The following is a 15024-nucleotide window of genomic DNA, read 5'->3' as shown; positions in this document are numbered from 1 at the left end:
CCTCCTCCCCTTAAAGCTCCGGAACCATAGACATGGAGGTAAAAAGAAGTCTCCAGGTTCCGTTGGCCTGACAGTAGGTATCCGCCAGCGGCTTCAGATAGCAGCCGTTGGAAAATGTTACCACCAGGTTATCTCCGGGCTGCTCAAGCAGTGTGCAGCCACCGTTGGCATCTATGATCTGTACGTCGCCGTTAAAGGTACAGGTCAATACCGTACCTGCGTCCAGGCTTATGTTCCCTGCGGCGCTCGTTAGCTCCGCGTTCTCCAGAAGCACATACAGATCTCCATTATCATACAGGAACCCTCCGCTGACTTCCTTTTTGGAATGTCTCTTTGTAAGTTCCCATTTATTTCCATCTTTACGCATACGTGTGAAATAGTTTACTTTTTTCAGATAATCCGTCTCTCTGTCATACCAGATCATATCGTTCTGAAACAGCATGACAGCTCCCTTATCCTCATAGATCATGGCGCTTCCCAGGCTGTACTCGTGTCCCTTGCATTTCACCGTCGTGGTATCCTCTTTTCTGTGCAGGGAGGAGCCTTTCGGGAATACCGTTTTCTCGTCCACTGCGTAATACCAGGCTCCGTCGGCAATTCCCGTGGATTCCTGCTTCTTCAGGGCTACAAATACCGCCCATACCACGGCTGCCGCCGCAAATAATACGATCAGGAAAATGATAACCGCTTTTCTGTTAATGTTTAAACTGATTTTTCTATCCTTCATGGTCTGCTGTCATCCTTTCCAAGCCCTTTACCAGATGATAAAGCGCGTATTGTATCTCAAAAATAAGCAGAAGTACATAGACGGCCATCATATAGAGGCTGAAGCCCGTATCTGCCATAAAGTCCCGCAGCAGGTTGCCTGCCGTCATGGCCGCCAGGGCCATCACGGTGAACACTGCCTGCTCCACCAGGCCCGCCGCCTTCCGTTCCAGCGCGCAGGCCGCCGCTGCCAGTACCGCGAATGCGCCTCCTGTCACCGGAGTGATTCGGGTATTGCCCAGCGCCCCCGTCACCACGAAGATCATCTGGGAGATCAGCGCTGTCAGCAGCATACAGTCCATGAGGGACAGATTGAAGAACAGGGCCTGCCAGCCATATACGGCAAGCCCCTTCTTTCTCCTGGATCCGATGGTCAGGATCAGAACACTCATTGCCAGCGCTGCCAGAACACTCCCCACAATATAATATTTAATTGAAAGAATGCCCGCCAGAACATTATTCAGCAACATCTTGTGTTCCTCCTACCATCAGTGAAAAATGATTGTGGTTATGGGTAAAATAACCGTGAATTCCCTTTTTTTCTATCTCCCGTTCCTTGCAGGAAATGGTGATATCGCCCTCTATCTCGCCGATGACGGGCATATAATCCCGCATAATGAGCAGTGTATAGCGCTTGCTCCTGATTCGGATAAAGCTGACCTCAGAATATTCCTCCAGCCCGTTTTCCACACTGCTGATCTGCACCCGGATCACTGCTTCCTGCCTGACTGTCTCCTTTTTCGCCATATCCTGTCTCCTCGTCCTTAAAAGGTAATTTTTCCGATATAGGAGAATTCTCCCTCGTCCACGTCGTCATAGACGCCGGTAAGAATCTTCTCCACATCATTCAATACGTCCTCAATCGCCACAAACTGTCCCGGGATACCGGTAAACTGCTCTGCTACGAACATGGGCTGGGTAAAGTAATTCCGAAGCTTTCTGGTCCGGTAGAAGATTTTCTTATCCTGGCTGGACAGCTCCTCGATACCCAAAACCGCGATGATTTCCTCCAGATCCCGGTAACGGGAGTAATACTTCAGAACCGCCTCTACCAGGTTGTAATGGCGCTCTCCTACCTTCTCCACGTCCACCATACGGGAGCTTGTCTTAAATACGTCTACCGCCGGATACAGACCCTTCTCAGCCACCTTACGATCCAGTACGATCTGGCCGTCCAGATGGGACTGAATGGTCTGCACTGCAGCGTCTGTCAGATCATCGGCCGGAATATAGATGGCCTGGAAGGAGGTGATAGATCCCTTGGGAATGGAGTTGATACGCTCCTCCACCTGGCTTACCGCCGATTCGATATTGGCCGGATAACCGTTCTCGATAGGCACACGGGACAGCTCCGCGTTGATCTCGGACATAGCCTGTACATAACGGTAGATATTGTCTACGAAGAGAAGCACGTCCTGTCCCTTCTCGTCACGGAGATACTCGGCCGCCGTCAGACCGGAGAATACCGCGCGGCTCCGGGCTGCGGAGTTGTCGCCCATCTGTCCGAATACGACCGTCATCTTATCCAGAAGTCCCGCCTCCTTCATCTCGTCGTAAAGCTCGCGGCCCTCACGGGAACGCTCGCCGACTCCGACGAAGATGGAGTTGGAATTCAGTCCTGTATACACGTTGTGGATCAGCTCCTTGATCAGGACGGTTTTGCCTACGCCTGCGCCGCCCAGGAAGCCCATCTTGTAGCCCTTCTGCATGGGAGCGAAGAAATCCAGCACCTTGATTCCAGTCCACAGATTTCCGCCGTTGACATTGATCTCCTTCAGCTCCAGCTTCCGGTCGTAGACGCCTCTGGTCTTCTCCTCCTGAATGGTATTATCGTCAATCAGATGGCCGTAAGCGTCAAAGACCTTGCCCAGAATCTCATCGTTGTACTGCATGGACAGGCCCTTGTCTGCCTTCCATACGTCCAGCCCTTTCCGAAGGCCCGCGATGTTCTGGAAGGGAAGGGCATGAATGACGCTCCGCTCCGCTTCCTCAGCCTCGAAGGTATATCTTTTTCCTTTATAGTCTACATAGAGGATATCCCTAAGCTCTACCTTTTTGGACGGATCCACCAGGATCTGTACATTCAGCTCGGATACCGCTACGATTTTACCGACACATTCACTCATTTTTTTATCCTTTCCCTGCCTAATAATTCCGCAGCCTTGTAAAGTTGTCGAGAACCTTGGCGAATTCCTCTGCCTTGCGGGCTTTCCGCTCTACACGCTGCTGTTCTTCCTCCCGCTCGTCGATCCGTTTCAGGGACTCCGTGGTCACGTTCTGACGGGTCAGATTCTCCGCCGCGGCTGACACATGTCCTGCGATCTCCAGCTCATAGGTCAGATACAGAATCAGCAGATCCTGCAGCATTTCCTGGGGATCCCCCTCCCAGACAAAGTCATCCAGATACGCCTGATCTCCGATGAGTCCCTTGGGAAGCGGCAGGATTGCCTTATCCACAAAATCAATCTCGGAAGCATTCCGGTAATGATTGTAAATCAGCCGGATCTCAGAATACCGCTTCTGTGTGATACCCTGGGCCAGAATATCCAGAATTGCCTGATGATCCTCCATGTATTCCTCACGGCTCATCTCCAGGATCACGGACGGATCCTCATAGCGCTTCAGCTTCTTACCCACGATGATCCGCTCCACGCTGCCGCCGTTCTTCTCGTACTCCTGGCAGCGTCCCTTGACCAGAGAATTCAGGTTTCCGCAGAAGCCCATATCGCCGCCCAGATAGATGTGCAGGGCCGGCGCGTCGGTGGGGAACCTGAGCACCGACATATCCAGGGCGATGTTCCGGTTATTCATGATCTGATCCAGCATATCGATAACCATCTGCTCCATCTGACCGAATTTGGCTGCGGCCCTTCTGGACTTATCTACGCGGAGCAGGGCATGGAAATTCATAACCTTTACTACGTTTTTTAAACTCATGCGCCTCTACTCCTTCGCCTAACTGTTCAGTACTTCCCGGAACATGGAGAGAATTTCTTCCCGGCTTCTGGGTGAGAATTTATACTGCTGCAGACGCTCCTCGAACTGCTGTCCCTTGGCGAAGCGCTTCTGCATCTCCGGTCCCATTTCCTCGATATTGGCCAGCTGATAGACCTCCTTGGTCTCCAGATAGCTTAAGAATTCCCGGCGGACCTGGCTGCCCAGACGCTTCATCTCCGACTCCTGTACCGCGCCGCCCAGACGGGATACGGACAGGCCGTAGTTGATCGCCGGCTTTACGCCTGCCTCGAAGCTCTTTCTGGAAAGCACCAGCTGTCCGTCTGTGATGGAAATGATATTGGTGGAGATATAGTCTGTAATATCGCCGCCTCTGGTCTCCACGATGGGAAGAATGGTGATGGATCCGCCGTCCTTGTGCTGACAGCCCTTCTCCAGCATTCTGGAATGGGTATAGAAGATATCGGGCGGATACGCGTCACGTCCCGGCACCTTGCCTGCCAGAAGGCTGATCTCACGATGGCAGTCCGCATGGGTCTTCAGGTCGTCGATGATGACCAGCACGTCCTTCTTCTCCTCGCGCATATACTTCTCTGCCACAGACAGGGCCGCATAGGGGGTAAAATAAGATACGGGCGGTTCGTCGTCGTTGAAGGTGGCCATCACCAGGGTATAGTCCATGGCTCCCCGGGAAGCCAGCTCCTCATAGAGCTCCTTCAGCATTTTCTTGGGCTTATTGATAGCCACATAGATACAGAGCACGTCCCGTCCCTTCTGGTTCATGATGGTATCCAGGGCAATCTGGGTCTTGCCTGTCTTCTTATCTCCGATGATCAGCTGACGCTGTCCGAAGCCGATGGGATAGATCAGGTCGATACCCGCGATACCCGTATAAAGCGGACGGTTTACCGTACCACGCTCCATGATGGAGATCGGCTCTGTCTCGATGGGGATTTCTTCCAGATCCGCGAACTGCTCGCCCATCAGCAGATCCGTTCCGAAGATATCGGCCACATGGCCGATGGACTCGGGGCTATACAGGGCGCTGAAGGTCTCCCCCGTGGTTACGACCTCGTCGCCCACATAAATATCTGAATTTTTCTTTACCAGAGCTACGGTTACGCTGTCACGGCTGATACCGGTTACATAACCTACGGAATTGCCGGAGATCAGGACGCGATCATAAAAGCCTACAGACTCCAGACCGGATACCTCCAGGATATAATCCCGGATCTTCGCTACCTTTCCCTGCTCATAGACATTTTCCATGCGCTTCATGCTCTGCAGTTTTTCATTTACCAAATTTGCAATATAATCACTCATTTTTTACTCCTTACCGGCAGATACTGTAGTCATAAACCTGATTCTGGTATACCAGACGTACGCCCTCGCAGATATTCTCGTCATAACAGGTCTTCACGTCGGAAGCCATGTGATCCAGATTATCCTGCTTTTCTCCTGTATACACATACAACGTGGGGTCTTCCTCGCTTCTCTGAAGTCTCAGCCAGTCCAGAAAAGACAGTACGCTGAAATTCAACGGTTTTTCCAGACCCTTCACATATTCCAGGAACAACTCATGCTGCTCCTTCTTCAGCGTCTCGTCCAGAACCTGAAGCTGCTCCTCGGCCGGAACCGTTTCCAGCTGATATACCGTATCGAAATTCAGGGTATCTATCAGGTCGCAGAGCTGCGCGTAACGGGCTCTGTCCCCATGATAGCTTACCTGTCTCTGAACCTCTTCCACGATGGCCTTTTTGTCCAGAACCGCCATCAGATCCTTTGCCGTCCGATAATTTTCAAAGAATTTCCGATCTACATAATGGGCCAGGGGCGCCAGCTTCTCGCCCTTATTCTTATGCGGTCTGTAAAAGGGAGAGCTTTTCAGCACGTCGATAATCTCTTTCATATCGTCCGCTTCTTTTTTCATATCGGAAATCTGACTGTCCAGCTCCATGCTCCGGCGCTGTTTTTCCTCCACCGTATCCCCGAAGACCGTCAACTCCCGGGAAAAATGCTCCCGGACCTGATGCTCCGTGGTACGGACTGCTGTGCGTAAGATATAGAAAATCAGCCCGTTCATCGCCAGCATTACCAGCAGCACCGCTGCCAACACAAGTATTACCATACCCTGCTCCTCCCGCTTTGTGTTTTACTCTATACTGTCAGCGGATTAAAGAACAGCAGCATGAACACAAACGCGAACAGTACCAGGAGCAGAATGGCAAGCACGATTGCCACGATCATGACGCCCTGAATGACGTCGCTTTTCGTCTCCGGGTTACGTCCCACTGCTTCTGCTACACGGGAGCCCATGATTCCCAGGCCAATGCCCACTCCTAAAAATGCCAGGCCCAGCATTACGCCGATGGCACTGATGGTTGCCGCTACAACTGATTCCATGATATTTTCCTCCTTCTATCTTCCCAGTAGTCTGTATCTTCTTACTGCTGTGTCTCTGCCGCTGTACCGCTTGCGGTGCTCTGTGTCGTCCCTGCGGTGTCCTGTGTCGCCCCGGTGCTGCTCTGGTCTGTGGCAGTCCCGCCGCTTCCGGCTGTCTCACCGCTTCCGGGCTGTGTGCCTGTATCCGGTGTGCTTCCCGCTGCCTGCAGCTGTTCTACCTGCTGTCTCAGTCTGCTGTTCTCATTGGTTACCGATTCCAGATCCGCCTCTACGGAACGTATCTGATCCTGCAGATCCTGAAGCGCCGTTGTCTCTGCGGTGGGCTTCAGCGGGTTATTCAGCGTAGTTCTTGCCAGCTCCAGCTTGGATCCGTCTGTCAGGATTCCCGTCACCACAATGGTAAATGTGCCGGCTGCGTCATCTCCGGACATGGCTGCGCTGTCCAAAGGCTCAAAGGTTGACTGATATCCCGTCTGGGACTGCATACTCCGGTAGATACTGTTGCCGGCTGTAACCTTTGTGGTCGGGCCGCTGTTTGCCTTATCATCATACTGCAGCTCCATGGCAATCTCTTTCATATCTGCCAGCTCTTTATCCAGACATACTGTATAGGTGATGCTGTTATTGCGAATGGTGTTGATTGCCACGCTGCAGCTGTATTCCTTTGTAGTAAAGCTGATCTGATCCCGCTCCTGATAATCGCCATTGCTGTCGGTGTAACCGATATTGGCGTAATAACGGGTATCCGGCTTCAGATCGTAGAAGGTAAGCTGATTGCCTCCGGCTTCCCCGGTCTGTACCTTCATCTTATCGCTTTCAATATGGGAGATATCGCTTTCGCCCTCGTCCTCCCATACGCACACCATGGCAGTTCCCAGATATCCGAAGGGATCATACAGGTTGTAGTTGATGGTAGCCCAGGTTCTTCCGCTGTCTGTACTGCGGATAAACATATTGGACAGGATCTCCAGCTGCTCTGCCGTCATGCCGCCGGCTCCGCCGGTTCCTGCCGCTCCCATTCCACCGGTTCCTCCGGTTCCTCCGACTCCGCCGACTCCGCCGTTGCCGCCGACTCCGCCGGTTCCTCCGAGTCCTCCGGCTCCTCCGGTTCCTCCGGCTCCGCCGGTTCCTCCGTTACCGCCGCGGACATCAATCTCAATGATTTCTCCTGTATCGGAATAGGTGTACCGGGCCAGACTCTGTACCGAAGCCAGCGTCATGGTATTGTTGCCAAAGGTCAGGGTTCCCTCTCCTGCATCCAGGCTTAAGGTACCGCACTGCAGCTTATTGCCGCTTAACACCTTCAGGTTGACGTCCTGATTCATGACTCTGGCATTTCCTACCTTGTCCATGATTACATAGGCGTAATCCGAAGTCTGCACCGAATTATCCTCTGTGTGGATATCCTTTCCAGTCACCACAAAGGCCGTATCCGTCAGCTTATAAAAGCCTGTGGTTGCTGTATCGGCGATCTCATGAAAGTTCTGCAGCATAATCACATTGCCGCTTTCATCTACATAATAACCGCCTCCGAAGATCTGTACGCCTCCGTTGCTCTGGGAATAAGCTACGGTATTCTCACCGCAGTCATATTCCTTCTCTCCCATATGGAGAATATAATCGGTATTCCACCGCTTCTGGAGGGTGGAATCCTCCGTCAGTTCCACTGCGCTTCTGGCATTGTCGAAAATGACGCTGCCCGCAGCCAGCGGATAGCTGGCTGCCTGCGCCTGTATGACGGAAATGCTGCCTGCGCCAATGACTGCAATACACAGCAGTACCAGTCCCGAAAAGACTGCTATGGCGGCTTTCACTTTTCCGCTTAATTTTCTCATGTCTTACTCCTCCTCTATGACTCCGGCATTTCATAACTGTCCAGGTTATAGGTTGCGATATCAGTCAGACCCTCTTTGTTATCAATATTCAGATAGGTCGTAATATTGATTGCGTCATCCTGCTTCGCCTGATTCTTCAGCACATCCTTCAGTGAAATGGTGATCTGATGTCTCGTTCTTCCTCCTACCTTCGGAAGCTCTGTGAAGCCATTGAACGCATAGGTATAAGAAGCATGCCACTGGGTTCCGTCTGTGTGGAAACCTGAGATGGTAAACAACGCCATATTCAGCTTCTCCAGGTTGGCACCGTTGTACAGAGTAATCGTAAAGTCTCCGGTTTCCTGATCAAGCTCTACCTTGGAATCCTCGATTCGCGGCGCGTCAATGTTGCTGGTATTCAGGCTCTGGTTCAGACCCAGCACGCCTGTGGAATCCAGAATCAACTGATTGCCGGCTGAAGGGTTATTCAGGGAATAACCCCAGATCTCCACCACATACTGTCTATTGGTGAGTGCCGTAAACCGCAGTGTCGCCTGTTTTCCTGCCGTCAGATACAGATACCGACCTCCCCACTTCATGCTTCCCTCTCTACCGTCCACTGTAATCTGATTGTTATCTACATAGGTCCAGTCTCCTGTGCCGTCACCATTCCGATACTTGATCCGGACGCCATACTGTCCCATGGCTGCATTCGCGTCTCCTTCTTTCTCATAAAAGCCCAGACGATAGGAAAGATCGCTCACATACAGCTTTAACGTAGCGTCAACATTACCCTCCGGGTTCTTCGTCAGAAGCACCTTGGACTGGGTCATGGTCGGATCGGCCTTTGCCGCCACGCTGAACTTGACCGTGTCCTTCATAACCATCGGTTCCTGTTTTCCATCTCTGGTATAGATGTACATGGGTACATAATTACTTGAAGTACCTGTCGGATCCTTCACCTTCAGCAGGGGGTTCTCATAACGGGCCTGAACCCTTAAGATATAGGAGCCTCCTTTTCCGCCGTTGGAAAGTGCGTTCATAACGCTTCCGTTACCATCCAGCCACGCAAAGATAGATTTATTGGAATAGCCGTAGGTATAAGGTTTATCCGTAAGAGTCGATTCTCTCAGCTCGTAATAGGTCTCATCTGCTTCGGAACGCCATTGCTTACCTTCATAGTCCCAATAATATTTCGTCCTGGACGTATCACGCTGATATCCCAAAATCTTCATCAAATCATCGTTCTTGACAAGTTCCGTTGTTCCGTCAGATTTCAGAAGCGTCAGTTCATATCGCATTCCGGCTGTCGCAGACGTTGTATAGTTTACCTCCAGGCTCTGCTGTCCGTAACCGGTCATCTTATATTCAGCCTTCAGCTCGCTGGCGCCGGATATCGATATCATACCCATATTCACATGATCGGACTGGATGGTACAGATACAGAAATTAGAGTCTGTCTTCCGATTACCCAGTTCGTCATAATAGAAGCTGTTCAATTCTCCCTTACTAATCTGTGATCCGTCTGTGAAATATCCCTTCTGATAATTTCCTGCCGCGTCTTTTTTGTAATAGTACAGACGGATATAATATTTCTTGCCTGGCTTCAGATTCCGAAGCTGTACCGGCTGTATATATCCGCTGTCTACGTTGCCCGGATCGGCGGGAAGTGTCAGGTATACGCCGCCGTTTGTACTATCGTAGGTATAAGTTACCTTTTCGGTATTCTCAAAGAGCCTTAAGCCTCCCTCTGTTCCCTGTCCCTGTGCCGTGATGTCCTTAAATGTGGTCTCTGTTCCTGTGTAACTGTCCTCTTTCTCGCCTTCCAGAACCTCCAGATAAATCCGGCCTTCCTCTGTTCCGATATACTCGTCTGACTTCAGCATCTCGATGGTAGATTCTGTAATGGTAAAGTTCAGACTGTCGGAAACAGGGCTGTTCTTATAAAGCGTCTTGGAGACAACCGTCGGTACACGCTGCGCAGCCTCCAGAGAGAAATACTTCTGTCCTTCAATCTCCTCAATACTTACCTTTCCCGGAAGTAGCTGCAGATTCTGGGCGTCTTTCTGAGCCAGAAGCTTGAACGCAAAAGCATCCGTATTCTCCTTGGCATTATAGGCTCCGGCGTTTCCGTAACCAATCTGCAGATTATTGGCCTTGCTGACTCCGCTCGTCAACAGCTGTATCTCTGCATTGATTGCGTAAATTCCCGCATCCTCCGCGCCGAGCGTACCTTTGTTTACAGTAAAGATACTGCCATAGGCTCCTGAGCTTCCAAAGGACAGCTGATATTTCTGCTTATCTGCTCCCAACGTAATTGAGTTGGCATAGCTGCTCTTACTTCCCAGTGTCTGAGCCGCGTAATAGTAGCCGTTCGCTGTCGACGCAGGCGCGCCTCTCCGGCTTCTTTCCGGCTTCACAATCTGTTCTGCCCCTACCGCTGTATTAGAATCGGGCTCGGTACTCCATATTCTGGTCGCTGCATAGCCGGTATCGTATACCGGGCTAATCTTGATAAAATACGGATCACCCGGCTTTGCGTAGGTCATATTGATGTCTGCAGTAGTACCGTTGAAATTCACGGTTCCGCTTTGTACACATTCTCCAATAGCGCCGCCGTTGTTCTCATAGATCTCGTAGTAGACGGCTGCAATGGCACTCTTTGCCACTGTATTTCCTTCGATTGTCAGCGTTGCCTTCTCTGTCGTATCGGAGGGCTCCAACGTATAAGTAAGTGCCGTATCCTCCTTTCCGGTAATCAGCTCCTCATTCGTAATGTCCGCCTTCTGGGATACTGTCTTCAACAGCCAGTAATCATAGCCCTCTGTATCTACCGTCAGACACCAGTCCTTAAAAGAGGTCGGCATATTGGTTCTGTTGTTGTATTTTCCTTCAAACAGCACCATCTCCAGCCATACGGAATAGTCCGCTCCGGACAGGCTCATGGCCTCAGAGCTGACCGCTGTATTATCCTTCACTGTAAGCTCAAAAGCGTCAATATCTGTCTGCTTCCATTTTTTGTTGGCTGCTCCAAACAGCTTCTCCGCGGTAAGATCATTGCCTTCCGGGTGCGTAACCTTCCCTATAGATACTGCCAGCTTACTGCATATCTTTGTGTCCGCAGAACCGTTCTTGGAACGAATCCGGTTCTCCGCATATACCTTGTACTGATCCCTGGTCGTAGCTACCGCCTGATAGTGGCCTTCACTATCCTTTTCCAGGGCACCGTCCGGATCGTATACATAATACTGCCATACAGATTCCAGACTGCCGCTCTTCATCATCGTGTGGACCAGATAAGAAGCCACCGTAGGCTTTTCCTTTGCAAAATCATCTCCACTGCTCCGGGGCAGCAGCTGCTTACCGGAATAGTTCTGCGAATTGTTATACTTCTCAATGTCGTAGGGATAAATCCAAGGCTCATCTACGCCACCGTCCAGACCATAGAAGCTCTTTACCGTATACGCGAATATGTAATTGTAACCGCGGGGCATCCAGTCCTTCGGTACAAAGATGACATAGTTTCCATTGGTTTCTACCGGCGTTGCCACATAGACATCGCCTTCCCGCTTCCAGTATTTACTCAGGGTAGCGTCACTCGCAAACTCGGTCCAGTTTTTATCTGCCACAAATACATGCAGCTCCGGAACAGAGCCCTTTCTTCCTGTGGCGGGAACCTCCACTGCAAAGCGGATTCCACTCTGTTCACGGATCTCGTCCTCTGTCACACCTGCGCCCGCACTGCCGTCCTTCACCTGCTCCATGCCCTTCAGGTACTGTTCAACCGGGTCCTTACTGTCTCCGGTCTCGTATTCCTGATATTTTTCTTTAAACATAGCATAGTAAGTTACGCTGTTGGTATCGCCGTTGCTGTTGGCGTATTTGGACTGAAGACGATAGCCTATTACCGTATTTTTCCCGTATTTATCGATAGTCGCCTTGCTGGTAGCCGCGTAGGCGTCACCGTTGCTGACGGATGTAACCTTAATCTCCTGGTTTGCGTTTTCCTCTGTAGGAAGTTCCGGAGCCCGATCACCCAGGTTCAGCTTCACACGGTTCAGATAGGAATCAATTCCTACGCCGCCCACTCTCTTCTGAATCACGTGCAATGGGATCCGGTTATAATGAATCTCATCCGCGCTTTCAAATTCCTGCTGATAATCCGGATTTTCTTTGCTCAGATAGTAGTTATAATCATACAGTGCCGTAGCCTCAATAATGACTTCGCCGGTCTTGGTATCCTCCACTCCCGCCTTCTTCAGATCCTCTTCCGTAATATAGATAGCTTCACTTTCATTCCAGCCATCCACCAGCGGTCCCCGGAAGAATTTCTTATAATCCTTTCCCTGTCCGCCGGAATTTGGCTCATAAGACGGCGTATAGGGAGGCTTCATTACCTCATAGATGCTCTTTATGAATTTACCGGTCTCATTGCCAAAGCTGTTGTATACGGTAAACTCCACAGCGGAAGCCACCGCCCGCTCCTTATAGAATGCGGAGTCTGCAGCTGTGCTGTTGTATCCTGTGTAAACCGCGTCTGTGGGCAGCTGTACAATCGCCACGTTACCGTTACCGTATTTTTTCATCTCAAACGCAGCCGGAGTCTGATCCGCTTCCGCGCTCTCATAACTGCCGGTCTTGAAGAAGCACCGTCCCAACGTCTCCTGCACGGTATTCGTCTGTGTAGATCCATCCGGCATGGTGGTACCGCGCTCCACGCCTCCGCTGACGGTTATGGTATAAATAGCACCCTGCGTCAGACCTGCCAGCTGAAGCGGGAAGCTCAGTTCTCCTGTCGTCTGTGAAACCGTTCGCGTAATGGTCTTGGAATATGTATTCTTATCACAGGTGATCTGAATGGTCAGAGGAGTATTCTCATTGAGCGTTGCTCCATTCAGGTTTACTGTCAGATCGCCCCAGGCACGTGTTTCATCAAACAGAATCTTGCTGTCATAGCCATTCTGGTTTCCATCGTCGAAGGAATAAACGTCGTCTACCTTCTGCCCCTTGCTGTTGTAGGCAAAATAAAAGCTGTCGCCGCTTTTCTTCTGCAGTGTGTAAGACTCAAAGGTAATAACCGGGATACCCTGGGTGGTAATGGTGACTGTCTCTGTCGCTACATCCTTTTCAATGGTTTTCTCATTATCGTTCCAGGTTACCCGGGAGGTAATCTTGTAGGTTCCGCTTTCCTTGTAATACCAGCTTGCGTTTCCGGTAGTAGACTGAAGCTCTGCCACCTTGGCTCCACTGTTGCTGTCCAGGATCAGGAAAGTGTAACCGGTGATAGCTCCGTCCGGATCGGACTCCACATTCTGAGTCAGGGAATAGTAGCCCTGATTGGAGTTCTGAGCCTCCAGACTGCCAAAGGTCGGCGTATGCTTCAAGGTCTTGCCTGTAATCTCATGGGCGGATTTCTGCACGTTCAGCTTGAAGTTTCCGTCGTCTCCTCGGTCAAAGGCTCCACTGTCCTTGTAAGATTCGCTGGTATAGAGAATCAGCTTGTAATCTCTGTTATAGATTGCCGCAGGGCTGTCAATTCCCAGATCATTCAGAACCTCTGTACTGAACATCAGATCATAATAATCCTCTGTCCCGGCTTCCACTGAAAATTCCCGCTCTACGTATTTATCTCCGACCTCCAGACGGATCATCGCGGACTTGGCCGTGCTGTAGCTCTGCTTGTCCAGCATAACCCGCAGTCCCGGTACCCCGCCATTATCCTGGGCGTCCAGATTCTTCACATCCTGCATGCTGATACCTTCCGTAGCTGTGAAGAAATGGCGGTTCACAAAGGTCTTGGTTCCGGTGGTGGTTCCGCTTCCGCTCTGGATACTGTAGCCGTTCTTTACGATCAGCACATATTCCGTATCCGGGTTCAGTCCGCTGTCTGCCAGGAACGCCGTACTGCTGTTGACGGTGGTCAGATCCAGCGTATCTGTTCCATAGGCCTTCTTATAGCTCCATACCAGCTTATTGCTGTCAGCTTCCCGGATCTCGATGTCTCCGCTGTTGGTTGTCAGAGTTCCGTCGTCATCGGAAACCGCCAGATAGAAGGTGGCGGCAGAAGCCGTATACTGCATGCTGCTGACACGGATCGTACCCATTGTACTGCTGGTTACCTTATTCTCTGTATCACTGGCCGTACCGGGGGTACCTCCCTTGGCGCCCTTTTCTCCGGCTTTGCCTTCTTCGCCCTTCTCTCCGGCCTTTCCTTCCTCACCGGCTTCACCCTCGGTGCCGGCCTCGCCGTCGGTTCCGTCCTCGCCGTTCTCTGCCGTCACCTTAAAGGTAGGCGGAATCCATTCTCCGGCGCTGGTAGAATTGACATTAACCGCGCTGTTCATGTCTGCCGCCATCTCCTTCAATGAGAAGCATGCAACCTGGGCATCGTTATAAACCATGCCTTCTCCCAGATCCAGTACGGTACCGGACGCAAAATGTATCTTTGTATTGGATGTCAGGGTCTGCCATACCTCTGTGTCTGTGGCAAGCTGTACGATTCCCTCGTCCAGATAGGTGATTTCCAGTGCTCCGCTTACCTTATGGCTCTCGCCGTTGGACAGGTATACGGTCATCTCCGAGGAGGCAGCCATCAGCTTCTCCTTGGTCAGCATCCAGAGCAGCTCCTCAAAATCCAGGGTTTTGGAGTTATTATCAATGCTCCAGCCCTTGCTTTCCTTTGCCATGACCATACGCTCGTCCAAACTGTAAAATTCTGTCACGCTGTCGTTGACCGCCGACGCGTCTACTACAATACCGTTTTTCAGCGCGCTTAAGGATCCGTCGCTGTAATGGATAAAGCTTTCTTCTGATACGGATACCTTATCCCCTTCCACATCCTGATAAGCATAGGACGAAGGAAATTTCTTCGTCAGCACTGTACCGGACGCAAAGCTCTGCGGATATACGGAAGCCTGTTCCGATTCCTGACTGATTCCCAGCACATAACCGTCCGCCGCAAATACCCCCTTCTGTCCGGAAGCATGCAGCATGGCGGCTGTAACGCCGCCGGCTGTCAGGATTACCGCTATGACCGCAAGAACGATTAATCCTATTTTGCTCTTCTTGTTCATTCTCGACACTCCTC

General features: G+C 51.2%; 10 protein-coding genes. All 10 read right to left on the bottom strand.

The genetic code is table 11. The annotated features are described in order from the left end of the window. Positions 1-10: 10 nt before the first annotated feature. Genes ACTNCH_RS09880 through ACTNCH_RS09835 form a run of 10 tightly spaced genes read right to left on the bottom strand, consistent with a single transcriptional unit; the run spans position 11 to position 15010 of the window. Positions 11-727 (bottom strand): hypothetical protein, encoded by a 717-nt coding sequence (locus ACTNCH_RS09880; RefSeq protein WP_441019300.1) that lies wholly within the window; start codon positions 725-727, stop codon positions 11-13. Then, positions 717-1235 carry a hypothetical protein gene (locus tag ACTNCH_RS09875; protein ID WP_441019299.1) on the bottom strand — a complete coding sequence of 173 codons (519 nt, stop codon included), beginning with the start codon at positions 1233-1235 and terminating at the stop codon, positions 717-719. Before ACTNCH_RS09875 ends, ACTNCH_RS09880 begins: the two co-directional genes overlap by 11 nt. Further along, positions 1222-1512, bottom strand: coding sequence for a hypothetical protein (locus tag ACTNCH_RS09870; protein WP_441019298.1), 291 nt, complete (start codon positions 1510-1512; stop codon positions 1222-1224). The genes ACTNCH_RS09875 and ACTNCH_RS09870 overlap by 14 nt, the downstream gene beginning before the upstream one ends. 17 nt (positions 1513-1529) lie before the next feature. Then, on the bottom strand, positions 1530-2891 hold the full coding sequence (locus tag ACTNCH_RS09865) for an ATP synthase beta subunit C-terminal domain-containing protein (protein WP_441019297.1): 1362 nt from the start codon (positions 2889-2891) through the stop codon (positions 1530-1532). Between the two features lie 19 nt (positions 2892-2910). Continuing rightward, on the bottom strand, positions 2911-3702 hold the full coding sequence (locus ACTNCH_RS09860) for a F0F1 ATP synthase subunit gamma (protein WP_441019296.1): 792 nt from the start codon (positions 3700-3702) through the stop codon (positions 2911-2913). An 18-nt stretch (positions 3703-3720) separates the two neighbouring features. Beyond that, the gene (locus tag ACTNCH_RS09855; RefSeq protein ID WP_441019295.1) at positions 3721-5043 is read right to left on the bottom strand and encodes a F0F1 ATP synthase subunit alpha; all 1323 of its coding nucleotides are present in this window, start codon (positions 5041-5043) and stop codon (positions 3721-3723) included. A gap of 10 nt (positions 5044-5053) precedes the next feature. Next, positions 5054-5848: a hypothetical protein gene (locus tag ACTNCH_RS09850; protein ID WP_441019294.1), complete on the bottom strand. Its 795-nt coding sequence runs from the start codon at positions 5846-5848 to the stop codon at positions 5054-5056. A 29-nt stretch (positions 5849-5877) separates the two neighbouring features. After that, positions 5878-6123, bottom strand: a complete 246-nt coding sequence (locus tag ACTNCH_RS09845) for an ATP synthase F0 subunit C (RefSeq protein WP_441019293.1) — start codon at positions 6121-6123, stop codon at positions 5878-5880. Positions 6124-6164: 41 nt separating this feature from the next. After that, the gene (locus ACTNCH_RS09840) at positions 6165-7958 is read right to left on the bottom strand and encodes a hypothetical protein (RefSeq protein ID WP_441019292.1); all 1794 of its coding nucleotides are present in this window, start codon (positions 7956-7958) and stop codon (positions 6165-6167) included. Positions 7959-7972: 14 nt separating this feature from the next. Continuing rightward, complete coding sequence (locus ACTNCH_RS09835; RefSeq protein ID WP_441019291.1) at positions 7973-15010, bottom strand: hypothetical protein; 7038 nt, start codon at positions 15008-15010, stop codon at positions 7973-7975. Positions 15011-15024 lie beyond the last annotated feature (14 nt).

The sequence above is a fragment of the Candidatus Merdisoma sp. HCP28S3_D10 genome, assembly GCF_052065835.1.
GTDB lineage: Bacteria > Bacillota > Clostridia > Lachnospirales > Lachnospiraceae > Laedolimicola.
The sequence above is the reverse complement of the archived record's forward strand: the minus strand, read 5'-3'. Positions and strand labels throughout refer to the sequence as shown.